Here is a 23794-nt window from a genome sequence, read left to right on the forward strand (position 1 = left end):
GATCTTTTGGCCGTCACGTATGAACGACCCATGCCGATTCTGCCTCACCGTACGGTCGTCGTGTGACCCTACGTACAGATGTCCGGTTCAAAAATGTACGACTTCGGATCCGGACCGCCTCGGCGCCGTGCACCCGCCGGCGGGCGTCACCCGCGTAGATCCACCAGCAGCGGAGGCGCGTGCTCGCCCCGCACGCTCGTGAGCGACAGCACCGCGTGGCCCGGCGGCACCTCGTGGGCCAGCTCGGACGCGGACCAGCGCTCCCGCTCGACCTGCTTGGTGGTCACGGCGTCCGTGGTGACGGCCTTGCCGGTGACCAGCTTGCGCAGCGCGTGGAGGGCCCGAGTCATGGGCTGGTCGGCGAAGACGGTGTGCTTGGCGACCTCCTTCGTCTCCACCCACGCGGTGCCCCAGGCGTGCGCGAACCGGCTGCCGTCCCAGGTGGTGACGCCGCACAGCGCCATGCGGCAGCCGACGGCGCCGAGCAGCGGGCCGTGCAGTGCCTCGGGCACGTCGGAGACGGTGCGCAGGGCGAGGACGACACCGGCGTTCCGGGAGCGCAGCCGCTGGATGCGGCGGACCGACTCCGGGGTCACGGTCCCGGTGGCGTCGTCGAGGACCAGGCAGGCGAAGTGCGGGCGCCGCGTGTCCCGGACGACGCTGTGGAACTGCGCGAGGACGAGCCGGGTGATCAGACGGCACGCCTCCTCGTGCCCGCGCTCGGGCAGGTCGATGCGGACCCGCAGCGGATGGTGGGCGACCGCCCGCAGCGAGAAGGACCGTCCCGCGCCCCCGACGCCGAAGAACTCGGCGAAGGCCGGCCGGTCCAGCAGCGCCAGCCGGCCGGCCAGCGCGGGCCCCACGTCGGCGGCGGTTCCGGCCTGCCGCATCCGGGCGTCGAGTTCGCGCCGCATCACGGTGTGCCCGTCGTCCGCCAGCGCCGCGCGCAGGGCCGCGAGCGCCCCCGGCTCGCCCTCGAGGAGCTCGCGCAGCACGGGCAGCGGCGGGAAGTGCCCGTGCACCTCCCGGTAGGGGCCGAGCAGCTGGGCGAGCGCGGTGACGGCGCCCTGGGTGCTCACGGTGTCCAGGTCGCCCGCCAGCGCCTCGGCGAGGAAGTCCGCCGCCTCGTCCGGGTCGTCGGCCTCCGCGTAGGGGTCGAGGTCGTGGACGGAGGCGGGGTCGCCGATGCGCACCACGACGTCGTACGCCGTGTCCGGGCCCAGCGGGGCCCCGGCGGCGGAGACGGCGACGACCGCGCACCGCCCGGTGAGGGCCTGCAGCGCGAGCCCCTCGGTCACCGGTTCGAGGACCTGGCGGGTCTTGCCCGAGCCGGGCGGCCCCACGAGCAGGAGGGAGGTGCCGAGGACGTCGGGGCCGAGGGCGGCGCCGGCGCCGTGGTAGGCGCGCGGCGCCCGCTCCCCGGGCACCCACCGTCCGATGCGCACCTGCTCCCCGAGGAGGTCGTGCCGCGCGGTGCGGCCGGGCAGGTCCCGGCTTCCCGAGGGGTGGGTCCAGGCCGCCGCGCCCTGCCGCAGCACCGTGTCCGTGAAGGCGGCCAGGTCGCCGTCGCGCCGGGCCCGCGTCCAGGCGCGCTCCACGCGGGCGCAGTCCACGTCGTTCATCCGGCCGCCGGCCACCTCGGCGGTCAGCACGTCGGCCGCCTCGTCCCGGCCGGCCCGCCTCAGCTCCGGCCACTGGGAGCGGGGCAGCTCCGCGGCGGGCGCCGCCGCCGGGTCCGCGGCGCTCCGGCGGCGCGCGGCGACCTCCTTGGCGTAGGCCCACCAGCCGCCGAGCCGGGCGAACGGCCACACCACCAGCAGGGTGACGGCCGCGTAGAGCCCGTCGGTGAACACTTGCGAGGCGAACAGGTCGTAGCCGCCCGAGAGCAGGACCACGAGGGAGAAGACCGGGTCGACGACCGGCAGCGGGTCCCAGCCGGCGCCCGGGAAGGCGCCCGGGAAGACGAGGCTCAGCACGACCAGGGCGCCGGCCGCGGCGCACAGGGCCCGCGCGGGCTGCGGGCGGCGGCCGACGAAGTGCCGCAGGACGTCGGCCCAGCTGCCCAGCCGGCCGACGGCGAGCACGAGCACACCGAAGAAGACGCCGTCGTAGACGACCAGGGCCTCGCGGCCCTCCACGCCCTTGGGCGAGACGGTGCCGCCCCACCACCAGTCGGCCGGCGTGAACAGCTTCAGCACGGCCCACTCGTACGGGAGGGCGCCCTGCCGCCACAGCGACCACACGAACAGTGCCACGACCAGCGGGACGAGGAGGCCGACGACCGTGATCGCGGGGAGCCGGTCGGGCGTGCGCGCGCCCTTCGGGGGGCGGTAGCCGAAGCGCCAGACGCCGGTCGGGGCGTCGGGGCGGGGCTCGTCCAGCCAGGCGGCCACGGCCGACACCGGGGCCGGGTGCCGAGCGGCCCCGGCCGCGCCCGGGGCGTGCTCCTGCCCGGCCGAGCCCGGGCCGTACGCCGGGTCCGGCGCGCCCGGGGGCCGCGCGGGCCGCGGCGGCATCGCGGGAGCGTCCCGCGGCACCGCCGGGCGCGGCACGGGGTTCGCGTGCGTACCCCGGGCTTCCTGCGTCCCGTCGTCCATCGCCCTTGCCCCCTGAGCTGCCGTTCCGTCCACCGTCAGCGAGTCAATCTAACGCCCGGGCAAGGGGAGTTCACCGATTGCGCGGCAAGCCGCGCGTCGATCCGTCCGGCCCGGCCCCCCGCACCTCTATGTCCACGGCGGACAACCCCGGCCGCCGACAACGCCCACATGGAGCATGCCCACCCCTCTCCCACCGACCTAGCCTGCGAGAAAAGAAGGTATGCGTCCGCAAAACGCCCCGCCCGGAACGTCCCGGTCCGCCGGTGCCGGGCACACCGGACCGTCCGGCACGCAAGATCATCAGGGAGCCCCCATGACCGCACTTCCGCAGGAGCGCCGCGTCGTCACCGCCATCCCCGGCCCGAAGTCGCAGGAGCTGCAGGCCCGCCGTCTCGCCGCGGTCGCGCAGGGCGTCGGTTCCACGCTGCCGGTCTTCGTCACCCGCGCGGGCGGCGGTGTCATCGAGGACGTCGACGGCAACAGCCTGATCGACTTCGGCTCCGGCATCGCGGTGACCTCCGTCGGCGCCTCCGCCGAGGCCGTCGTACGCCGTGCCTCCGCGCAGCTCGCCGACTTCACCCACACCTGTTTCATGGTCACGCCGTACGAGGGCTACGTGGCCGTCGCCGAGGCGCTGGCCGAGCTCACGCCGGGCGACCACGCCAAGAAGTCCGCGCTGTTCAACTCGGGCGCCGAGGCCGTCGAGAACGCCGTCAAGATCGCGCGTGCGTACACCAAGCGCCAGGCCGTCGTGGTGTTCGACCACGGCTACCACGGCCGGACGAACCTGACCATGGCGCTGACGGCCAAGAACATGCCGTACAAGCACGGCTTCGGCCCGTTCGCCCCCGAGGTCTACCGCGTCCCGGTCGCCTACGGCTACCGCTGGCCGACCGGCCCGGAGAACGCGGGCCCGGAGGCCGCCCAGCAGGCCATCGACCAGATCACCAAGCAGGTGGGCCCGGACAACGTCGCCGCCATCATCATCGAGCCGGTGCTCGGCGAGGGCGGCTTCATCGAGCCGGCCAAGGGCTTCCTGCCCGCGATCCGCCGGTTCGCCGCCGACCACGGCATCGTCTTCGTCGCCGACGAGATCCAGTCCGGCTTCTGCCGCACCGGCCAGTGGTTCGCCTGCGAGGACGAGGGCATCGTCCCGGACCTGATCACCACCGCCAAGGGCATCGCGGGCGGTCTGCCGCTGGCCGCCGTCACCGGCCGCGCCGAGATCATGGACGCCGCGCACGCGGGCGGCCTCGGCGGCACCTACGGCGGCAACCCGGTCGCCTGTGCCGGCGCGCTCGGCGCCATCGAGACCATGAAGGAGCTCGACCTCAACGCCAGGGCGAAGAACATCGAGGCGATCATGAAGGCCCGCCTCACCGCCATGGCCGAGAAGTTCGACATCATCGGCGACGTCCGCGGCCGCGGCGCCATGATCGCCATCGAGCTGGTCAAGGACCGGGCGACGAAGGAGCCGAACGCGGAGGCCACCGCCGCGCTCGCCAAGGCCTGCCACCAGGAGGGCCTGCTGGTCCTGACCTGTGGCACCTACGGCAACGTGCTCCGCTTCCTGCCTCCGCTGGTGATCGGCGACGACCTCCTCAACGAGGGTCTCGACATCATCGAGCAGGCGTTCGCGCGCATCTGAGCTGCCCTGTCGCACGTCTGACGGGGTGAGCGGCAGAGCGTGTGAAGAAGGTGTGCGAGGTGGATGACGGGACGTGATTCCCGCGATCCGCTGCCGTAGCTTCTACCCAGATGAGAGATACACCCCGTCCACAGGGAACTGTGGACGGTCTCAGGCCGGGGCCTCCCCAGCTTCAGCCTGGTCGTGCCCTCGCGCACACAACCGGGGCCCGTGGCTCCGGGTCTCCTCACCGATCGGACAGTCGCCCGCCCCAGACCCCCCGGGGCGCGCGGCGTTCCGGTCAGAACGGCCGCCTCGGAACCACCCCCCCTGTTCCGGGGCGGCCGACCTTTCTCCCGGTGCTCTCCCTCTTCCTCCTCGGCCTCCCGGCCGCCCTCTTCGCGCTGATCACCTGGCAGGTCTTCGCGGACGGCCCGCTGCTCCGCGTGGACGAGCGGGTCAGCCGGGCGCTGCTGCACCCGGACCGGTTCTCGGAACTCCTCGCGGACCTCGGCGGCGTCCAGGTGGCGGTCCCGGTCCTGGTGGCCGTCCTGGCGTACGCCGCCCGGCGGGGCCGCGCCACGGGGGCGGACCGCTGGTGGGCGGCGCCCGCCGTGGCGGCCGCGGCGATGGTCCTGGTCCCGGTGTTCGTCGTCCCCCTCAAGGCCCTCACGGCCCGCCACGGCACTCCGGTCATGCCGCCCGGCGTCGGCTACTACCCCTCCGGGCACACGGCCACCGCCGCGGTGGCCTACGGGTCCGCGGTCCTGGTCCTCCTCCCCCGGCTGCGCACCCGGCGCACCCGCCGCACGGCCGTCGCCGTCTGCGCCGTCCTCGTGCTTGGCGTCTCCTACGGCCTGGTCCGGCGCGGCTACCACTGGCCCCTGGACGTGGTGGCCAGTTGGTGCCTGGGCGCGGTGCTGCTGTCCCCGCTGTGGCTGCTCGTCGGCCGGAACCCCCGTCGCCCGTCCCGCGGCCCCGTCCCCTCCCGCACCGGTCCGGGCCGGACGGACGCGACCGACTCCCGCGTCGACCGGCCCGAGGAGCGGTAGCGCGGCGGGGCCCGTCGCGCTCACCGGTCCTCCCCCGCGGCCGGTCGGGCCGCCTCGTGCATCGCCGGTTCCTTCGCGCTCAGCTGTCGAAGCCCAGGCCCAGCCGGTCCATCGCCTTCAGCCACAGGTTGCGCCGCCCGCCGCGGGCGTCGGCGCGCGCCAGCGACCACTTGGTGAGCGCGATGCCCGTCCAGGCGAAGGGCTCGGGCGGGAAGGGCAGCGGCTTCCTGCGGACCATCTCCAGCGCGGTGCGCTCGGTGCGCTCCCCGGCGAGGAGATCGAGCATCACGTCCGCGCCGAAGCGGGTGGCGCCGACGCCCAGGCCCGTGTACCCGGCCGCGTACGCCACCCTCCCCTGGTGGGCGGTGCCGAAGAAGGCCGAGAAGCGCGAGCAGGTGTCGATCGCCCCGCCCCAGGCGTGCGTGAAGCGCAGTCCCTCCAGCTGCGGGAAGCAGGTGAAGAAGTGCCCGGCGAGCTTGGCGTAGGTCTCCGGGCGGTCGTCGTACTCGGCGCGCACCCGGCCGCCGTAGGGGTAGACGGCGTCGTAGCCGCCCCACAGGATCCGGTTGTCGGCGGACAGCCGGAAGTAGTGGAACTGGTTGGCGCTGTCGCCGAGCCCCTGGCGGTTCTGCCAGCCGATCGACGCCGTCTGCTCGGCGGTGAGCGGCTCGGTCATCAGGGCGTAGTCGTAGACGGGGACGGTGTACGAACGGACCCGCCGGACCAGGTTCGGGAAGACGTTGGTGCCGAGCGCGACCCGGCGGGCGCGCACCCGGCCGTACGGCGTGTGTACGGCCATGCCGGCGCCGTAGGGCCTCAGGGTGAGCGCGGGGGTGTGCTCGTAGATCCGCACACCGAGCCGGGCGCAGGCGCGTTTGAGTCCCCAGGCCAGTTTGGCCGGGTGGACCATGGCGACACCGCGTCGGTCCCACAGTCCGGCCTCGAACGTCGGTGAGGCGACCTGTGCGCGGACCGCGTCCCGGTCGAGGAACTCGACGCCCCCGTCGAGCCCCCGGCGCCGCAGTTGCGCGTACCAGTCCCGCAGCTCCCGGGCCTGGTAGGGCTCGGTCGCCACGTCGATCTCGCCGGTGCGCTCGAAGTCGCAGTCGATGCCGTGGCGGGCGACCGCCTCCTCGATGGCGTCGAGGTTGCGGGCGCCCAGCTCCTCCAGGGTGCTGATCTCGCCGGGCCAGCGGGTGAGTCCGTTGGCCAGGCCGTGCGTGAGGGAGGCGGCGCAGAAGCCGCCGTTGCGGCCCGAGGCGGCCCAGCCCGCCTCGCGGGCCTCCACCAGCACCACGTCCGTGCGGGGGTCGCGCTCCTTGGCGAGGAGCGCGGTCCACAGTCCGCTGTAGCCGCCGCCGACGACCAGCAGGTCGCAGGTCTCGGTGGCGGTGAGCGCGGGCTCGGGGCGGGGCCGGCCGGGGTCGTCCAGCCAGTACGGGACCGGCTGGGCTTCGGAGAGAGCGGTGGTCCAGTCGTTGGTACGGCTCATGGCGCTCGGGGCCATGATGTCAACTCCCCACAGGGTTCCTTCCGCTCACGCCTTCTGCCGGGCGCGGCGGTTTCCGATGACCGTCGAGGCCAGGACGAACAGGACGGCGACGACGAACATCGCCGTACCGATGACATTGATCTGGACGGGCGTGCCGCGCTGTGCCGAGCCCCAGACGAACATGGGGAAGGTGACGGTCGAGCCCGCGTTGAAGTTGGTGATGATGAAGTCGTCGAAGGAGAGCGCGAAGGCGAGCAGCGCGCCGGCGGCGATGCCCGGTGCCGCGATCGGCAGGGTGACCCGGACGAAGGTCTGGAAGGGTCCCGCGTACAGGTCCTGCGCGGCCTGTTCCAGCCTCGGGTCCATCGACATCACGCGGGCCTTGACGGCGGTGACGACGAAGCTGAGGCAGAACATGATGTGGGCGATCAGGATCGTCCAGAAGCCCAGCTGCGCGCCCATGTTGAGGAACAGGGTGAGCAGCGAGGCGGCCATGACGACCTCGGGCATCGCCATCGGCAGGAAGATCAGCGAGTTGACGGCGCCGCGGGCGCGGAAGCGGTAGCGGACCAGCGCGAAGGCGATCATCGTGCCGAGGACGGTGGCGCCGATCGTCGCCCACACGGCGATCTGGAGGCTGATCGCCAGCGAGCCGCACAGGTCGGCGACGCCGCACGGGTCCCGCCAGGCCGCGGTGGAGAACTGCTGCCACTCGTAGTTGAAGCGGCCCTTGGGCTTGTTGAAGGAGAACACCGTGACGACGACGTTCGGCAGCAGGAGATAACCGAGCGTCAGCAGTCCGGCGATGACGACGAGATGGCGCTTGAGCCAGTTGACGAAGGCCATTTAAACCAGATCCTCCGTGCCGGACTTGCGGATGTAGAGGGTGACCATGAGGAGGATCGCGGCCATCAGGATGAAGGAGAGGGCCGCGGCCGTCGGGTAGTCGAGGATCCTCAGGAACTGCGTCTGGATGACGTTGCCGACCATGCGGGTGTCGGTGGATCCGAGCAGGTCGGCGTTGACGTAGTCGCCGGCCGCCGGGATGAAGGTCAGCAGCGTGCCGGAGACCACGCCCGGCATCGACAGCGGGAAGGTGACCCTGCGGAAGACGGTGGACGGCTTGGCGTACAGGTCGCCCGCCGCCTCGTGCAGGCGCGGGTCGATCCGCTCCAGCGAGGTGTACAGCGGCAGGATCATGAACGGCAGGAAGTTGTACGTCAGACCGCAGACCACGGCGAGCGGGGTGGCCAGCACGCGGTCGCCCTGGGTCCAGTCCAGCCAGTTGGTGACGTCCAGGACGTGCAGCGCGTTGAGGGCGCCGACGACCGGGCCGCCGTCCGCGAGGATCGTCTTCCAGGCCAGGGTGCGGATCAGGAAGCTGGTGAAGAACGGCGCGATCACCAGGATCATGATCAGGTTCCGCCAGCGGCCCGCGCGGAAGGCGATCAGATACGCGAGCGGGTAGCCGAGCAGCAGGCACAGGACCGTCGCGGAGGCCGCGTAGAGGACCGAGCGCACGAACTGCGGCCAGTACTGGGACAGCGCGTCCCAGTAGGTGGCGAAGTGCCAGGTGACCTTGTAGCCCTGCTCCAGGGAGCCCGTCTGCACGGACGTGGAGGCCTGGTAGACCATCGGCAGCGCGAAGAAGACCAGCAGCCAGAGGATGCCGGGCAGCAGCAGCCAGTACGGGGTCAGGCGGCCCCGCTTGCGCGGGGGCTTCTTGGCGGGGGCGGCCGGCGCCAGGGGCGGCGGCGCCTCGGTGACGGCGGCCATCAGGCGGCGTCCTCCTCGACCGTCTCGACGCCCGCGTCGATGTCCTGCGCCGCGTCGAGCCCGAAGGTGTGGGCCGGGTTCCAGTGCAGGACGACCTCGGCGCCGGGGGCCAGCCGGGCGTCGCGGTCGATGTTCTGGGCGTAGACCTCGAACTCGGGGCAGACGGGGCTGTCGATCACGTACTGGGTGGAGACGCCGATGAAGCTGGAGTCGGCGATCCGGCCGGTGATCCGGTTGCGGCCGGTGGGGATCTCGCCCGCGTCGTCGGCGTGGGTGAGGGAGATTTTCTCCGGGCGGACGCCGACCAGCACCTTGCCGCCGGCGGACGTCGGCGCGGAACAGCGCGCCTCGGGCAGGGTCAGCTTGCCGCCGCCGGCCTTGAGGACGATCTCGTCGCCGCTCTTGGCGTCGACCTCGGCCTCGATGAGGTTGGAGGTGCCGAGGAAGTTGGCGACGAACGTGGTCTGCGGGTTCTCGTAGAGGTCGGCGGGCGAGCCGAGCTGCTCGACGCGGCCCGCGTTCATCACGGCGACCGTGTCGGCCATGGTCATGGCCTCCTCCTGGTCGTGCGTGACGTGGATGAAGGTGATGCCGACCTCGGTCTGGATGCGCTTGAGCTCCAGCTGCATCTGGCGGCGCAGCTTGAGGTCCAGGGCGCCGAGCGGCTCGTCGAGGAGGAGCACCTTGGGGTGGTTGATCAGCGCGCGGGCCACGGCGACGCGCTGCTGCTGGCCGCCGGAGAGCTGGTGCGGCTTCTTGCGGGCCTGCTCGCCGAGCTGGACGAGCTCCAGCATCTCCTCGACCTGCTTCTTCACCGACTTGACGCCGCGGCGGCGCAGGCCGAAGGCGACGTTCTCGAAGATGTCGAGGTGCGGGAAGAGGGCGTAGGACTGGAAGACCGTGTTGACCGGCCGTTTGTACGGCGGCAGGTGGGTCACGTCCTGATCGCCGAGGTGCACGGTGCCGGAGGAGGGTTCCTCCAGGCCGGCGATCATGCGCAGGGTGGTGGTCTTGCCGCAGCCGGAGGCGCCGAGCAGGGCGAAGAAGGAGCCCTGCGGCACGGTGAGCTCCAGGGGGTGTACGGCGGTGAAGCTGCCGTAGGTCTTGCTGATCCCGGAGAGGCGGACGTCGCCGCTGGTTTCTGTCGTCATCATGGTCGTCACGCCCCTGTGAGCTTCGCGAACTTCTCTTCGTAGGCCGTCTCTTCCTTCTGCGTCAGTGAGCGGAAGGCGTGGGACTTGGCGGCCATGGCCTTGTCGGGAAGGATGAGCGGATTCTTCGCCGCGTCGTTGTCGATCTTCTCGAGGTAGGGCTTCACCCCGTCGACGGGAGACACGTAGTTGATGTAGGCGGCGAGCGCGGCGGCCTGCTCGGGCTCGTAGTAGAAGTCGATGAGCCGCTCGGCGTTCGTCTTGTGGCGCGCCTTGTTGGGGATCAGCAGGTTGTCGGTCGACGTCATGTAGCCGCTGTCGGGGATGATGAAGTCGACGTCCGGGCTGTCCGCCTTGAGCTGGACGATGTCACCACCCCAGGCGACGCAGGCGGCGAAGTCGCCCTTGGTGAGGTCGGACGTGTAGTCGTTGCCGGTGAAGCGGCGGATCTGGCCCTTGTCCACGGCCTTCTGCAGCCGGGCTATCACCGCGTCGAAGTCGTCGTCGGTGAACTTCGCCGGGTCCTTGCCCATGTCGAGCAGCGTCATGCCGACGCTGTCGCGCATCTCGGACAGGAAGCCGACGCGCCCCTTGAGCTTGGGGTTGTCGAGCAGGTCGGAGACGGACTTGACCTCGATGCCGTCCAGCGCCTTCTTGTTGTAGGCGATGACCGTGGAGATGCCCTGCCAGGGATAGGAGTAGGCGCGGCCCGGGTCCCAGTCCGGGTTGCGGAACTGGGCCGACAGGTTGCTGTAGGCGTGGGGCAGGTGCGACGGGTCCAGTTTCTGGACCCAGCCCAGGCGGATCAGGCGGGCCGCCAGCCAGTCGGTGAGGACGATGAGGTCGCGGCCGGTGTCCTGGCCCGCGGCGAGCTGCGGCTTGATCTTGCCGAAGAACTCGTTGTTGTCGTTGATGTCCTCGGTGTACTTGACCTGGATGCCGGTCCGCCGGGCGAACGTCTGCAGCGTCGGGTGGTGCTTGCCGCTGTCGTCGACGTCGATGTACTCGGTCCAGTTGGAGAAGTCGACGACCTTCTCCTCGGCCGAGTGGTCCTGGGTGGTGCCGCTGCCCTGCGTCTTGCCGGCCGCGGGAATGCCGCAGGCGCTCAGCGCCCCCAGTCCGCCGACCGTGAGCGCGCCGCCCGCGGAGGCGCGCAGCAGCGAACGGCGGGTGAGGGAGGCCCGGCCGTTGCGGAAGCTGCGCCGTACGGCGGCCACTTGGGCCGGTGAGAGGCGGTCGGGCTCGTACTGCTCCATGCGCGTGGTGCCCTTTCGAGAGGGTGGATCGAATCGGTCGTGCCACCCGGCGGCAGCCGAGTCGGCTAAGGCCGGTCCCCGAAGATCGTGCGGTGCCAGTCCTTCCGGGCCACCGCGGTGTTGTCGAACATCACGTGTTTGATCTGGGTGTACTCCTCGAATGAGTACGTTGACATGTCCTTGCCGAAGCCGGACTGCTTGTGGCCGCCGTGCGGCATCTCACTGATGATCGGGATGTGGTCGTTGACCCATACGCACCCCGCCTTGATCTCCCGGGTCGCGCGGTTCGCCCGGTAGACGTCACGGCTCCACGCGGAGGCGGCCAGGCCGTAGGGGGTGTCGTTGGCCAGCCGGATACCCTCATCATCACTGTCGAACGGCAGAACGACCAGCACCGGCCCGAAGATCTCGGCCTGGACGATCTCGCTGTCCTGGGCCGCGTCCGCGACCAGGGTGGGGCGGTAGTACGCGCCCTCCTTCAGCTCCCCCTGCGGGGCCTCGCCGCCGGTGACCACGCGCGCGTAGGCGCGGGCCCGGTCGACGAAGCCGGCGACCCGGTCGCGCTGGACGTGCGAGATCAGCGGGCCGAGATCGGTACCAGGGGCGAAGGGGTCGCCGAGCCGGACGGTCTCCATGAGGGCGGCCGTCCGGGCGACGAACTCCTCGTACAGCGGCCGCTGCACGTACGCGCGCGTGGCGGCCGTGCAGTCCTGTCCGGTGTTGATGAGCGCGCCCGCGACCGCGCCGTGCACCGCGGCCTCCAGATCGGCGTCGTCGAAGACCACGAAGGGGGCCTTGCCGCCGAGCTCCAGGTGCAGGCGCTTGACGGAGGCGGTGGCGATCTCGGCGACGCGCCTGCCGACGGCCGTGGAGCCGGTGAAGGAGGTCATGGCGACGTCGGGGTGGGCGACCAGACGCTCGCCGGCCTCCAGGCCGGTGCCGGTGACGATGTTGACGACGCCGTCCGGGATCCCGGCCTCGGTGGCGGCCTGGGCGAACATCAGCGAGGTCAGCGGGGTCAGCTCGGCGGGCTTCAGGACGATGGTGTTGCCCGCGGCGATCGCCGGGAGGATCTTCCAGGCGGCCATCTGGAGGGGGTAGTTCCAGGGGGCGATGGAGCCGACGACGCCGATGGGCTCGCGGCGGACGTACGAGGTGTGGTCGCCGGAGTACTCCCCGGCGGACTGGCCCGCCAGATGCCGGGCCGCGCCCGCGAAGAAGGCCGTGTTGTCGACCGTGCCCGGGACGTCGAACTCCCGCGTCAGCTTCAGCGGCTTGCCGCACTGGAGGGACTCGGCGCGGGCGAGGTCCTCCCCGCGCTCGGCGAGCACGGCGGCGAAGCGGTGCAGCGCGTCCGAGCGCTCACCGGGCGTGGCGCCCGACCAGCCGGGGAACGCCGCGCGGGCGGCGGCGACTGCGGCGTCCACGTCCGCCGGTCCGGCCAGCTCGTAGCGGAGGACCTCCGCTCCGGTGGCCGGGTCGACCACCGCGTGGGTGCGGCCCGAGGTGCCCTGGGTCAAGCGGCCCGCGATGTACTGCGCGCCCTCCGCGAAACGTTCCTGTGCCGGGAATCGGTCCGGGGTGGCGTTGCCCGGGTTGTGCATGTCGCTCTCCTCCGCCGTCGCCCCGCGTTCCACGGGGGCGGCTGGCGTAGCTCCAGCTCGATTTGAGTGCCGATCCTGACAGAGCCACGGGACCTCAACAAGTGATTCCGTTGTTGCCTTTTGGTTACGCGACGGAATCTGTCGACCAGGTGTCGAGTCGAGCCGGACAAGGCGGGACGGACTGCCAGTGGCGCGTGCCACACTCACGTGCATGGGGAGGATCGATTCCAGGGACGCCCTGATCAGGGAGGCCCGGACGGGCACGAGGGTCACGTACCTGTACTTCTGGGGGCACCGGCCGCGGCACGACGGGCGGGTGGGCGCGAGCTGTCTGAGCCAGTGGTGGCCGGCGCCGTTCACGGTGGACGGCGTGGAGTACGCGACGGCGGAGCACTGGATGATGGCGTCCAAGGCGCGGCTCTTCGGCGACGCCGAGGCGGAGCGGCACGCCGTCGAGGCGCCCCACCCCGCGCTCGCCAAGAAGGCGGGCCGGCTGGTGCGCGGCTTCGACGAGACGGCATGGGAGCGCGAGCGGTTCCGGGTCGTGGCCGAGGGCAGCGTGCACAAGTTCGCCGCGCACCCCGAACTACGGGCGTTCCTGCTGGGCACGGGCGACCGCGTGCTGGTCGAGGCCAGCCCCGTGGACCGCGTGTGGGGCATCGGGCTGGCGGCGGACGACGAGCGGGCGGCCGATCCGGAGCAGTGGCGGGGCCCCAACCTGCTGGGCTTCGCCCTGATGGAGGCACGGGAACGGCTCGGCGCCGCTTAGAACCCGTTGAAACCCGCCACGCGGGCAGCGACTGGGCGCTGCCTGTGGCTTGTCGTGCCGGCGGCCGGTCTCGGCACATGCGTAGGCCAAGTGCCGGGCGTTCGGGCGACAGACGGAGTCGCTCGGCGGTGCACGAGAACACGGCGACCACCGCCTTCGGCGGCGGCGGCCTCGCCAACTACGGCAGCACGCTGACGGTCTCGGAATCCGCGCTATACCACAACACCGCCGTCGACGGCGGCGGGCTCCAGAACGCCGAGGGCGGCACGACCCGTCTGAGCCGCACCTGGGTGGCGGACAACACCGCCGACAACCAGGGCGGTGGCCTCTACGTCAGCAGCGGCACGGTGACGCTGGACACGTCGCGGGTCGAACGCAACACCGCGAACGGCGGCCCCGGCAGCGGGGGCGGCATCTACCTCGCCGGCGGCCAAGTGGACCTGCGGCGGTCCGTCGTGCGCGACAACGATCCCGACAACTGCGCCCGGCCGGTGAGATCCTGGGCTGCGTCGACTGAGGCGCCGTACTCCTGGTTCCCGTCGTTCCGGCGGGGTCCCCGGCCGCCGGGCTCAGCCGTGGTGCTGGGCTCAGCGGGCGGCCAGGGCGGTGGCGGTGGGGCGGTGCGCGCCGTAGGACGGGTCCGAGTCCGCGTGCCTGTCGTTGATGGCCCTGGTGATGCCGATGACGACGAGGACGATCATCGCGATGCCGAGCAGGATGCCGATGATGCCGGTGATCAGGCCGGCCTGGGCCTGGCCGGGGTTGGTGGCCTCGCCCCGGTCGGCCTTACGGCGGCCCTTGACGCCGAAGACGATGGCGAGGATGCCGAGCACCACCGAGACCACGCCGTACAGGCAGAACAGGCAGCACGCCAGGATGCCGAGCACCATGGCCGCGGTGCCCAGCCCGTTCTGCGGGGCCATGGGCACGCCGGGCCAGCCGTAACCCGGGTAGGCGGGGTAGCCGTAGCCGCCGGGGGCGGCGGGGCCGGAGGGCGCGAGGGGCGGCGGTGGTATCGGGGACTCGCCCCCGGGGGCAGCGAAGGCGGACGGGTCGGGCGGGGTGGTCCCGGCGGCCGGCATCGAGACCATCGTGGCCTGGTCGTGCACGGACGGCGGCGGGTAGGACGGCTGTCCGGACTGGGTCGGCTGCCCGTACGCCGGAGGCCACGCGGGCGGCGTCCCGTCCTGCGCCGGGGGCTGCTGGCCCTGCGCGGGCACGGGCCCCTGCTGGTGCGGGGCCCACGGCCCGGCCGCGGGCTGCTGCGGCTGCTTCTCCAGCGAGGGCCCGTTCTCCGGCGGAGCCCAGGGGTTGTGCTCGGCCCCGGCGCCCCCGCCCGGCCGCGTTCCGTCCGTCATGTCGCGCAGTCCCCCTCGCTCGATCGTCCCGCCATGCTACGGCCTCGTACTGACACGCCGGACGGACGGGCCACGCCTCCGGGAAGGGGCGGAACGGCGCCTCCCCGACGCAGGCCGCGCCGCCCCGGGACGAAGGCCCCGCGCCCGGACGAAGCCCCCCGCCGAGGGCTCCGCCCGCCGCACGCGGGCGCACCCGATCGCTCACCGGTCAATCCCCGATCGCTCGTCGATCGCTCACCCGGCGCCTGCCCGGTGACCGGCCCGCGCTCCCCGGACGGTGGGCGCCTACGATGTGCGGTGCCGTTTGATCAGCCGATCACCCGCGCCGCGCCCCGGTGGCCCGCGGCGCCTTCCCCGGGGAGGGATCCCTTGACCGACCAGCGCGCACCCCGCGACCTGCACGCCTTCATCGCCGGACTGCCCAAGGCCGAACTGCACGTCCACCACGTCGGCTCCGCCTCTCCCCGGATCGTCTCCGAGCTGGCCGCCCGCCACCCCGACTCCAGGGTGCCCACCGACCCGGAGGCCCTGGCCGACTACTTCACGTTCACGGACTTCGCCCACTTCATCGAGGTGTACCTGTCCGTCGTGGACCTCGTCCGCACCCCGGAGGACGTGCGGCTGCTGACGTACGAGGTGGCCCGCGAGCTGGCCCGCCAGCAGGTGCGCTACGCCGAGCTGACGATCACGCCGTTCTCGTCCACCCGCCGCGGTATCGACGAGCTGGCCTTCATGGAGGCGATCGAGGACGCCCGCAAGGCGGCCGAGTCCGAGCTGGGGACCGTGCTGCGCTGGTGCTTCGACATCCCGGGCGAGGCCGGCGCGGACGCGGCCGAGGAGACCACCCGGCTCGCCACCGACGACCGGCTGCGCCCCGAGGGGCTGGTCTCCTTCGGGCTCGGCGGCCCGGAGATCGGCGTACCGCGGCCGCAGTTCAAGCCGTACTTCGACCGGGCGATCGCCGCCGGACTGCGCTCCGTCCCGCACGCGGGCGAGACCACCGGCCCGGAGACGGTGTGGGACGCCCTCACCGAGCTGCGCGCCGAACGCATCGGCCACGGCACCAGCTCCGCGCGGGACCCGGAGCTGCTGGCGCACCTCGCCGAGCACGGGATCGCGCTGGAGGTGTGCCCCACCTCCAACATCGCCACCCGCGCGGTCCGCACCCTCGACGAGCACCCGATCAAGGAGTTCGCGCGCGCCGGGGTGCTGGTGACCGTCAATTCCGACGACCCGCCGATGTTCGGCACCGACCTCAACAACGAGTACGCGGTGGCCGCACGCCTGCTCGACCTCGACGAGCGGGGCCTGGCCGAGCTCGCCAAGAACGCCGTGCGCGCGTCCTTCCTCGACCGGCCCGGCAAGGACCGTATCGAGCAGGAGATCGACACCTACACCTCGGCCTGGCTCGCGCCCTGACCCCGGCCGCCGCCTGACCTTGTCCACAATGGGGTCATGCAGACCGTGACAGCCGTGGGCCACCGCGGCGACCCCTACCGCTTCCGTGAGAACACGATCGACTCGCTGCGTTCCGCGCTCGACCAGGGCGCGGACGCGGTGGAGATCGACGTACGGCTCACCCGGGACGGCGTGCCCGTGCTGCTGCACGACGAGACGCTGAAGCGGCTGTGGGAGCACAACCGGCCGCTGCGGGCGCTGTCGGCGGACGAGGTGCGCGGGCTGACCTCCACCCGGGTACCGACGCTGGAGGACGCGCTCGGCGCGACGGACGGCAGCCGCGTGATGATCGACCTGCCCGGCGCGCCGGGCCCGCGGGCGGTGCGGCGGATCGTCGAGGTGGTCCGCGCGTGCGGAGCGGGAGACCGGGTGTACTACTGCGCGGGCGCCGAGGCGATGCTCGCGGTCCGCGCGGCCGACCGGTCGGCGGAGATCGCCCTCACCTGGGCGACCGTCGCCCCGCCGCGGGCCGGGCTCCTGGACGCGGTACGGCCGCGCTGGCTGAACTACCGCTTCGCCCTGGTGACCCGGGCCCTCGCGGCCCGGGTCCACCGCGACGGCTACCTGCTCTCGGCCTGGACCCCCGACACCCGCCGCTCCCTGCGCCGCCTCCTCGACGCCGGCGTCGACTCGATCACGACGAACCGCATCGACCTGCTGTGCACCCTGCGCGAGGGCGACGCGGGGCGGGAACGGGGGTAGCGGCGGCGCCCGCCACCGGCCTGACTACGGCGACGGGAACGGCGAGGGGCGGGATTCTGTAGGGGACGGCCCCCGACAACGCCACCTGTTTCGTGAGGGGTCGGTGCGCGGCCGTCGCCCGGCGCTTCGCCTACCCGGCCCTCAACCGCTGACGGCGACAGCGGCGGCCGCCGGAGGGGCGGACAGCGCCTCCAGCCGCTTGATCTTCTTCCGCACGACGTGCAGCGGGACGATCCCGAAGACCCCGAACGACATGTCGACGACCGACCACCAGACGGGGATGCCGCGAATCGGCCCGCAGATGAGTGCGAGCGGGACGATCCCGGCACAGGCGATCATCCCGAACTCGACGACCCAGATGTTGCGGACCGGGTCACGGTAGGGACCGTAGAAGGCGACCGCGATGACGAGGTGCGCGAAGGCCAGCCAGTCCGTGCCGTACAGGACGAAGGGGTACTCGGCGTCGGTGGCGTCGAGTCCGCGCCGTACACGCTCGACCCACTCCATGAGCCCCGGCAGGTGCTCCGGTGCGGACATGGACCGCAACAGGCTCTCGAACCCGCGCAGTTCGTGGACCAACGGGAAGGCGGTCACCCCGCTGAGCACCAGGCACACGACGAAGAGAACCAGCCAGGCGCGGATGCCCTTGAGGAGGGCGGCTCTGTCGCTCATGGCAGGAGCGTACTCCTCGGTTGAACACGTTCAAAAATCTCCCCGCCCGCCCGGGAGCCGACGGTCCGGAAGCCTGCGCGCCACCGCGTGCGACACGACCGTGGCCGCGCCCGCCAGGCCCAGGCCGACGGCCAGGTCCCTCGGGCGGGTCGGGCGCAGGACACCGGCGCGGCGCAGTCGGCCGCGGGCCCAGAGGGTGAAGGGGACGACCAGGACGGGTGAGGTCGCCGACCCCGGTGTGTAGCCGCGTACGGCGGCCGCCTGGGCCAGGTGCACCAGGCCGTGCAGTCCGAAGCCGTTCAGCGCGGCCTGGTAGCCGGCCGAACGCCCGCCGGTCGCGTGGCCCGCGGCCGAGGCGGCGGCGACGATCGCGGCCATCACCCCCACGGCCACGGTGAATTCGCGCGCCTCGAGCGACTCGGCCCGCCGCCACACCGCGTCCGGCACCCTCGGGAACCGCTCCCGCAGCACGGGCACGTTCCGGCGCAGCCACCCCGGCAGCAGGGCCAACTCCTCGGCGTCGTGCAGGGCCCAGGCCGCCAGCAGCCCCAACGTGACGGCGGGGCCCGGTCGTTCATCACTCGATGCGTGTGTCACACGGGCCGAGGATAGCGACGGTGGCCGGCTCGGGCGGGCCGAATGCGGCGGTGGCCGCGGGAACGCGCCGGGCCACGGCGCCGGCCGGTGCGCCGGGCCACGGTGTCAGCCGGTGCGCCGGTCGCACTCGCGCGCCGCGTGGCCGCGACGCGTAGCCCGGGCGGGTCCCCGACGGGCAGGGGCGCCTCGGAGCGCGGCGGGTCCCCGACAGCGGGGGCGCCTCGGAGTGCGGGTGGCCCCGGCCGGAGGCGTCGGAGCGCGGGTGGCGGGGCGCGGGGTGCCCGCGGGCACCGGACGGCGCGCCCGCGGCCGTCAGCGGCCCTGCCCCGGCCGTTCGATGCGCTCCACGAGTTCGGCCGCCATCGACTTGATGGTCTCCAGGCCCTGCTGCCCCCAGGCACGCGGGTCCTGGTCGACCACGCAGACCGTGCCCAGCACCATGCCCGTGTGGTCGATCAGCGGGGCGCCCAGGTAGGAGTGGATCCCGATGGCGTCGACGACGTGGTTCCCGGCGAAGCGCGGGAAGTCGCGGACGTCGTCCAGCACCAGGGCCTTGCGCCGCCGGACCACGTGCGGGCAGAAGCCGATGTCGAAGTCGCGCGGCATCACCCGGCCCGGCACGGGCTCCTCCAGCAGCGGGGACTCCAGCTCGACGGTGGTGTCCGAGGCCGCGCTGTACAGGCCCGCGAAGTACTGGCGGTTCTCGTCGAGGAAGAAGTTGACCCCCGCGTAGCACCCCCCGGTGCGCCGGGCCAGTTCCCGGGCGAACTCGTCGAACTCCGGGACCGGTCTGTCCCCGATGCCCAGTTCCCGGAGCCGGCGCGCCCGGGCCGCCGCCTCAGGATCCTGCGGGGGCAGGAGCAGGTGACGCACGGCGATCCCGGTCTCCGCTCCGAAGGTGGTGTGGGGCGCCCTCGATGCCATGGGAACTCCTTGAAGTGATCAGATGCTGCACGAGTGAAAGCAGGACCCGGATGCCCGAGCTGGACAGGCGGGCGTCGCACAGCACCACCGGCACCTCGGGCTTGAGGTCGAGCGCCGCCCGCACCTCTTCCGGCTCGTAGGGGTGCGCCCCGTCGAACTCGTTGACCGCGACGACGAAGGGGATGCCCCGTGACTCGAAGAAGTCGACCGCCGGGAAGCAGTGCTCCAGACGGCGGGTGTCGGCGAGGACGACCGCGCCGAGCGCACCGGCCGACAGCTCGTTCCACAGGAACCAGAAGCGCTCCTGACCGGGCGTGCCGAACAGGTAGAGCACGTGCCGGGGGCCGAGGGTGATCCGGCCGAAGTCCATGGCCACCGTGGTGGTGGCCTTCGACTCCACCCCGTCCAGCCGGTCCGTGGCGGCGCTGACCTCGGTCAGCAGCTCCTCGGTGTTCAGCGGCTCGATCTCGCTGACCGCTCCCACGAACGTGGTCTTGCCCACCCCGAAGCCGCCGGCGACCAGGATTTTGATCCCCGCCGGAAGGGAGTCGGCGCCGGGTGCCTCAGAGTAGTTTGAGGAGCCCATCCCGCAAGGCCTCCAATAGATCCAGATCGGGGGCCGAAGTCGACCCGTCGGTTGCCAGGTTGAAGGGCCGCGCGACGACCGCGCCCCGCTCGACCAGGTCGGACAGCAGCACTTTGATCACCGTCGCCGGCATCCGGGTGCGCCCCGCGATCTCGGCGACCGCCACCGGCGCCCGGCACAGCTCCAGCACCCGGGCGTGATCCAGTCCCAGGGTGCCGCGGAGCGTCGCGCCGGTGGCCACCACCATGGTCATCAGGTCGAAGTGGCAGGTGGGCCGGGTGCGTCCCTCGCTGACGGTGTACGGCCGGACCATCCGTCCGACGGCGTCGTCCAGCAGCGGCCGGTGGGCTTCACCCGGGTCGTCCGGCATCCCTCACTGCCCCACCGACTGGCGCGGGGAGGCTCCGAGGTGACGGCGGACGCCCTTGACCATCATGGTCATCTCGTAGCCCAGCACCGCCACGTCCGCCTCGTGCCCGGCGAGCACCGCCAGCAGGGCGCCCTGCCCGGCGGCGGAGACGAAGAGCAGCGAGTTGCTGAGTTCGGTGACGATCTGCCGTACGTCGCCGCCGTCGTCGAAGCGTTTGCCGGCGCTGCGGGCCAGCGAGTAGAGCCCGCTGGACAGGGCCGCCAGGTGGTCCGCCGCGTCCTTGTCCAGTCCGTCCTGGGCCATCACCAGGCCGTCCGAGGACAACAGCAGTGCGCTGCGCGTGTGCGGCACACGCTGCAGAAGGCCGGTCAACAGCCAGGAAAGGTCTTCGCTCACCACGATCGCGTACTTCTCCTCAGTGACGTGTAACTGCTAGCCGGCCGGGTCCGGGGCTGCCGTCGGCGCTTTCGCCGGCCCGGCGTCCTCGGCCTGCTCGGTTTCCTCGGCCCGGCGGACGCCGGTCCGGAAGGCGGCCATCAGGCCCGGGTCGTGGTCGGCCTCCTCGGCCGCCGCGTCGGTGGGCGGGGCGTGCCGCAGTTCGGGGGCGAGGTGCTCCTGACGGCGGCGTCTGGGCAGCGACGGACGTGCGGCCTCCGGCTCGGGCATCCCGTAGTCCGCGGGGGCCTCATGGCCGTCGCGGACCGCGGGATCGGCGCCGGGTCGCGGGGTTTCCGCCCGCGCCGCGGAGGACGAGGTCCGTGCGGCGAGCGCGACCGTCTCCCGTACCCGCTCCGCCGCGCCCGCCGCGTCCGCCGCGCGGCCGTGGGCGGGTGGGGGCGTCGGGCCGTGCGGGTCCGGGGTGCCGGCCTCCGACGGCTGCCGCTCCGGTTCCGGCGTCTCCTCCGGTCCGCCCAGCAGTTCGTGCGGCAGCACGACGACCGCCTGGGTACCGCCGTAGACGTTGTTCTGCAGCCGTACGGCGATGCCGTGCCGCCGGGCGAGCGCGGAGACCACGTAGAGGCCGATCCGGCCGTCCGTGAGCAGTTCGCCGAGCGTGACCGCGTCGGGCGAGCCGAGCAGGGAGTTCATGCGGTGGCGCTCGGCGGAGTCCATGCCCAGGCCGCGGTCCTCGACCTCGATCGCGAGCCCGGCGGTGACGCGCTCGGCGCGCAGCAGCACCTGGGTGTGGGGAGGGGAGAACACCGTGGCGTTCTCGACCAGTTCGGCCAGCAGGTGGACCACGTCCACCACGGCGTGCCCGCGCACCGTCCCCTCCACCGGGGGGACCATCTTGACCCGCGCGTACTGCTCGATCTCGGCGGCCGCGGAGCGCATCACGTCGGCCATGCCGACCGGCTGGGTCCACAGGCGGTGGGAGACGGCCCCGCCGAGCACGGCCAGGTTCTCGGCGTAGCGGCGGATGCGGGTGGCCAGGTGGTCGACCCGGAACAGCCCCTTGAGCAGGGCCGGGTCCTCGACCTCGTTCTCCAGGTCGTCCAGCAGCCCGATCTCGCGGTGCACCAGCGACTCCAGCCGGCGGGCCATGTTGGCGAAGACCTCGAAGTGCTCGCCGCCGTCGGGCCGTTGTGCCGCTTCCCGCGCGGTCGCCTCCGCGGCGCGCGGGCCGGACGCGGCCTCTTCGGCGAACGGGTCCAGCGCCCGTCCGGACGCCGCCCCTCCGCCGAGCCGGTCCAGCGCCTCGCCGGCCCGGTCCAGCGCGTCCGCCGCCCGGTCCGGCACCGGGGCGCCCTGGAGCCGCCGCCGCTCCAGCAGTTCCTGGCCGCGCCGGAGTTCCGTGCGCAACCGCGCCAGTTCGGCCTGGCCACGGGCCGCGAAGCCGCTCACCTCGGCGTAACGGCGTTGCAGGGTCCGGGCCTTCGCGGCGGCGGAGAGCCCGGCGCCGAGGAGGATCGCGCACACGATCACCAGCGTGCCCGTGACCAGCCCCCAGAAGGCGGCCCGGTCGACGTGGCCCACGCCCGCGGTGTACAAGAGGGCGGCGCCCACGGCTCCGGTGGCGGCGACCAGCCCGGCGGGCAGCGTCGCCAGCAGCACCAGAGGGCGGGTGAGCGCCCTGCCGTATCCGGCCGCATTCATGTCCGGAACATGCCATGCCGGAGTATCGACGGCCGCCGCCTCCTGCGGGGCATGTGCGGGCAGAGTGAAAGGTTCCTGCATCACGGTCCCTGGTCGCATATCGGCCAGCAGGCCGAAAGTGTGCGAGGCACGTTACAGGGAACCGCCCCCCACGTCACTACTAGTTACCTCGTGGGCAATGTTTCCCGGGACACTACACGGCCCCGGACGGTCCGTCCTCCGTCCGGGGCCAGGTCGTCCGGCGGGCGGTGCCCGCCGGGCCGGTCACGCGTCCAGCGACGTCATCACGTGCTTGATGCGGGTGTAGTCCTCGAAGCCGTAGCCCGACAGGTCCTTGCCGTAGCCGGACTTCTTGAACCCGCCGTGCGGCATCTCGGCGACCAGCGGGATGTGGGTGTTGATCCACACACAGCCGAAGTCGAGCTTCTTGGACATCCGCATGGCGCGGGCGTGGTCCTTGGTCCACACCGAGGAGGCCAGCGCGTACTCGACGCCGTTGGCGTACTCGACGGCCTGGTCCTCGTCGGTGAAGGACTGCACGGTGATGACCGGGCCGAAGACCTCCTTCTGCACGATCTCGTCGTCCTGGTTCAGGCCCGAGACGACGGTAGGGGCGAAGAAGTACCCCTTGTCGCCGACCTGGTGGCCGCCGGCCTCGACCTTGGCGTGCGCGGGGAGGCGCTCGATGAAGCCCGCGACCTGCTTGAGCTGGTTGGGGTTGTTGAGCGGGCCGAAGAGGACGTCCTCGTCGTCCGGCTGCCCCGTCTTCGTCTCGGCCGCGGCCTTGGCCAGCGCGGAGACGAACTCGTCGTGGATGGACTCGTGGACGAGCACGCGGGTGGCCGCCGTGCAGTCCTGGCCGGCGTTGAAGAAGCCCGCGACCGAGATGTCCTCGACGGCCTTGGGGATGTCGGTGTCCTCGAACACCACGACCGGGGCCTTGCCGCCCAGTTCCAGGTGGACGCGCTTGAGGTCCTTGGAGGCGGACTCGGCGACCGACATGCCGGCGCGCACGGAGCCGGTGATGGACGCCATCGCCGGGGTCGGGTGCTCGACCATCAGTCGGCCGGTGTCGCGGTCGCCGCAGATGACGTTGAAGACGCCCTTGGGCAGGATCGAGCCGATGATGTCGGCGATCAGCACCGTGGAGGCCGGGGTGGTGTCCGACGGCTTCAGGACGACCGTGTTGCCCGCGGCGATCGCCGGGGCGAACTTCCACACGGCCATCATCATCGGGTAGTTCCACGGCGCGACCTGGGCGCAGACGCCGACCGGCTCACGGCGGACGATGGAGGTCAGCCCCTCCATGTACTCCCCGGCCGAGCGGCCCTCGAGCATGCGCGCCGCGCCCGCGAAGAAGCGGATCTGGTCGACCATCGGCGGGATCTCCTCGTCCCGCGTCAGCCCGATCGGCTTGCCGGTGTTCTCCACCTCGGCCGCGATGAGCTCCTCGGCGCGCTCCTCGAAGGCGTCCGCGATCTTCAGAAGGGCCTTCTGGCGCTCGGCGGGAGTGGTGTCGCGCCAGGCCGGGAAGGCCGCGGCGGCGGCCGCCATGGCGGCGTCCACGTCCGCCTGCCCGGACAGCGGCGCGCTCGCGTACGCCTCGCCCGTCGCGGGGTTGACCACCTCGGTGGTCCGTCCGTCGGCGGCGTCCCGGAACTCACCGTCGATGTAGTTGCGCAGACGACGCAGCTCGGTGCTCACTG

The 23794-nt window shown here is 72.4% G+C and carries 21 protein-coding genes; 5 read left to right on the forward strand and 16 right to left on the reverse strand.

Annotation, left to right across the window (positions count from 1 at the left end):
- Positions 1 to 146: 146 nt before the first annotated feature.
- The gene (locus ACIPM1_RS26220) at positions 147 to 2597 is read right to left on the reverse strand and encodes an ATP/GTP-binding protein (RefSeq protein WP_402438746.1); all 2451 of its coding nucleotides are present in this window, start codon (positions 2595 to 2597) and stop codon (positions 147 to 149) included.
- A 313-nt stretch (positions 2598 to 2910) separates the two neighbouring features.
- Here ACIPM1_RS26220 and gabT point away from each other — a divergent pair, with 313 nt between their 5' ends.
- Together gabT and ACIPM1_RS26230 are read left to right on the forward strand one after the other, a co-directional pair.
- Positions 2911 to 4245: a 4-aminobutyrate--2-oxoglutarate transaminase gene (gene gabT, locus ACIPM1_RS26225; RefSeq protein ID WP_402438748.1), complete on the forward strand. Its 1335-nt coding sequence runs from the start codon at positions 2911 to 2913 to the stop codon at positions 4243 to 4245.
- A 110-nt stretch (positions 4246 to 4355) separates the two neighbouring features.
- Positions 4356 to 5276: a phosphatase PAP2 family protein gene (locus ACIPM1_RS26230; RefSeq protein WP_402438750.1), complete on the forward strand. Its 921-nt coding sequence runs from the start codon at positions 4356 to 4358 to the stop codon at positions 5274 to 5276.
- Between the two features lie 79 nt (positions 5277 to 5355).
- On the opposite strand, the gene ACIPM1_RS26235 is transcribed toward ACIPM1_RS26230, so the two are convergent.
- From ACIPM1_RS26235 to ACIPM1_RS26260, 6 genes are all read right to left on the reverse strand, one after another.
- Complete coding sequence (locus tag ACIPM1_RS26235; RefSeq protein WP_402438752.1) at positions 5356 to 6783, reverse strand: NAD(P)/FAD-dependent oxidoreductase; 1428 nt, start codon at positions 6781 to 6783, stop codon at positions 5356 to 5358.
- A gap of 30 nt (positions 6784 to 6813) precedes the next feature.
- Complete coding sequence (locus tag ACIPM1_RS26240; protein WP_356191264.1) at positions 6814 to 7614, reverse strand: ABC transporter permease; 801 nt, start codon at positions 7612 to 7614, stop codon at positions 6814 to 6816.
- Positions 7615 to 8544, reverse strand: coding sequence for an ABC transporter permease (locus ACIPM1_RS26245; protein WP_356191261.1), 930 nt, complete (start codon positions 8542 to 8544; stop codon positions 7615 to 7617).
- On the reverse strand, positions 8544 to 9707 hold the full coding sequence (locus ACIPM1_RS26250; RefSeq protein ID WP_402438754.1) for an ABC transporter ATP-binding protein: 1164 nt from the start codon (positions 9705 to 9707) through the stop codon (positions 8544 to 8546). The genes ACIPM1_RS26245 and ACIPM1_RS26250 overlap by 1 nt, the downstream gene beginning before the upstream one ends.
- Positions 9704 to 10951 carry a spermidine/putrescine ABC transporter substrate-binding protein gene (locus ACIPM1_RS26255; protein WP_402438756.1) on the reverse strand — a complete coding sequence of 416 codons (1248 nt, stop codon included), beginning with the start codon at positions 10949 to 10951 and terminating at the stop codon, positions 9704 to 9706. Before ACIPM1_RS26255 ends, ACIPM1_RS26250 begins: the two co-directional genes overlap by 4 nt.
- 65 nt (positions 10952 to 11016) lie before the next feature.
- Positions 11017 to 12555, reverse strand: coding sequence for a gamma-aminobutyraldehyde dehydrogenase (locus ACIPM1_RS26260; RefSeq protein WP_402438758.1), 1539 nt, complete (start codon positions 12553 to 12555; stop codon positions 11017 to 11019).
- 211 nt (positions 12556 to 12766) lie between these two features.
- Between ACIPM1_RS26260 and ACIPM1_RS26265 the strand changes: the two genes are divergently transcribed.
- The gene (locus ACIPM1_RS26265; RefSeq protein WP_402438760.1) at positions 12767 to 13324 is read left to right on the forward strand and encodes an NADAR family protein; all 558 of its coding nucleotides are present in this window, start codon (positions 12767 to 12769) and stop codon (positions 13322 to 13324) included.
- Positions 13325 to 13911: 587 nt separating this feature from the next.
- Here ACIPM1_RS26265 and ACIPM1_RS26270 read toward each other — a convergent pair.
- Positions 13912 to 14682: a DUF4190 domain-containing protein gene (locus tag ACIPM1_RS26270; protein ID WP_402438762.1), complete on the reverse strand. Its 771-nt coding sequence runs from the start codon at positions 14680 to 14682 to the stop codon at positions 13912 to 13914.
- A 315-nt stretch (positions 14683 to 14997) separates the two neighbouring features.
- Between ACIPM1_RS26270 and ACIPM1_RS26275 the strand changes: the two genes are divergently transcribed.
- Both ACIPM1_RS26275 and ACIPM1_RS26280 read left to right on the forward strand, forming a co-directional pair.
- Positions 14998 to 16101, forward strand: a complete 1104-nt coding sequence (locus tag ACIPM1_RS26275; RefSeq protein ID WP_402438894.1) for an adenosine deaminase — start codon at positions 14998 to 15000, stop codon at positions 16099 to 16101.
- Positions 16102 to 16137: 36 nt separating this feature from the next.
- Positions 16138 to 16842: a glycerophosphodiester phosphodiesterase gene (locus ACIPM1_RS26280; RefSeq protein WP_402438764.1), complete on the forward strand. Its 705-nt coding sequence runs from the start codon at positions 16138 to 16140 to the stop codon at positions 16840 to 16842.
- A 141-nt stretch (positions 16843 to 16983) separates the two neighbouring features.
- On the opposite strand, the gene ACIPM1_RS26285 is transcribed toward ACIPM1_RS26280, so the two are convergent.
- From ACIPM1_RS26285 to ACIPM1_RS26320, 8 genes are all read right to left on the reverse strand, one after another.
- Positions 16984 to 17514 carry a hypothetical protein gene (locus ACIPM1_RS26285; RefSeq protein ID WP_402438766.1) on the reverse strand — a complete coding sequence of 177 codons (531 nt, stop codon included), beginning with the start codon at positions 17512 to 17514 and terminating at the stop codon, positions 16984 to 16986.
- Positions 17515 to 17544: 30 nt separating this feature from the next.
- Positions 17545 to 18111: an HXXEE domain-containing protein gene (locus tag ACIPM1_RS26290; protein WP_402438767.1), complete on the reverse strand. Its 567-nt coding sequence runs from the start codon at positions 18109 to 18111 to the stop codon at positions 17545 to 17547.
- A gap of 312 nt (positions 18112 to 18423) precedes the next feature.
- A complete protein-coding gene (locus ACIPM1_RS26295; RefSeq protein WP_402438769.1) occupies positions 18424 to 19035 on the reverse strand; it encodes a GAF domain-containing protein in 612 nt (203 codons plus the stop codon).
- The gene (locus ACIPM1_RS26300) at positions 18950 to 19621 is read right to left on the reverse strand and encodes a GTP-binding protein (RefSeq protein ID WP_402438770.1); all 672 of its coding nucleotides are present in this window, start codon (positions 19619 to 19621) and stop codon (positions 18950 to 18952) included. The genes ACIPM1_RS26295 and ACIPM1_RS26300 overlap by 86 nt, the downstream gene beginning before the upstream one ends.
- Positions 19599 to 19991 carry a DUF742 domain-containing protein gene (locus ACIPM1_RS26305; RefSeq protein ID WP_356191227.1) on the reverse strand — a complete coding sequence of 131 codons (393 nt, stop codon included), beginning with the start codon at positions 19989 to 19991 and terminating at the stop codon, positions 19599 to 19601. The genes ACIPM1_RS26300 and ACIPM1_RS26305 overlap by 23 nt, the downstream gene beginning before the upstream one ends.
- A gap of 3 nt (positions 19992 to 19994) precedes the next feature.
- Positions 19995 to 20390 (reverse strand): roadblock/LC7 domain-containing protein, encoded by a 396-nt coding sequence (locus ACIPM1_RS26310; protein ID WP_356191224.1) that lies wholly within the window; start codon positions 20388 to 20390, stop codon positions 19995 to 19997.
- Between the two features lie 33 nt (positions 20391 to 20423).
- Complete coding sequence (locus ACIPM1_RS26315; RefSeq protein WP_402438773.1) at positions 20424 to 22088, reverse strand: ATP-binding protein; 1665 nt, start codon at positions 22086 to 22088, stop codon at positions 20424 to 20426.
- A 264-nt stretch (positions 22089 to 22352) separates the two neighbouring features.
- Positions 22353 to 23792: a gamma-aminobutyraldehyde dehydrogenase gene (locus ACIPM1_RS26320; protein WP_402438774.1), complete on the reverse strand. Its 1440-nt coding sequence runs from the start codon at positions 23790 to 23792 to the stop codon at positions 22353 to 22355.
- Positions 23793 to 23794: the final 2 nt, after the last annotated feature.

It is taken from the genome of Streptomyces sp. NPDC086766 (assembly GCF_044746005.1).
Taxonomy (GTDB): domain Bacteria; phylum Actinomycetota; class Actinomycetes; order Streptomycetales; family Streptomycetaceae; genus Streptomyces.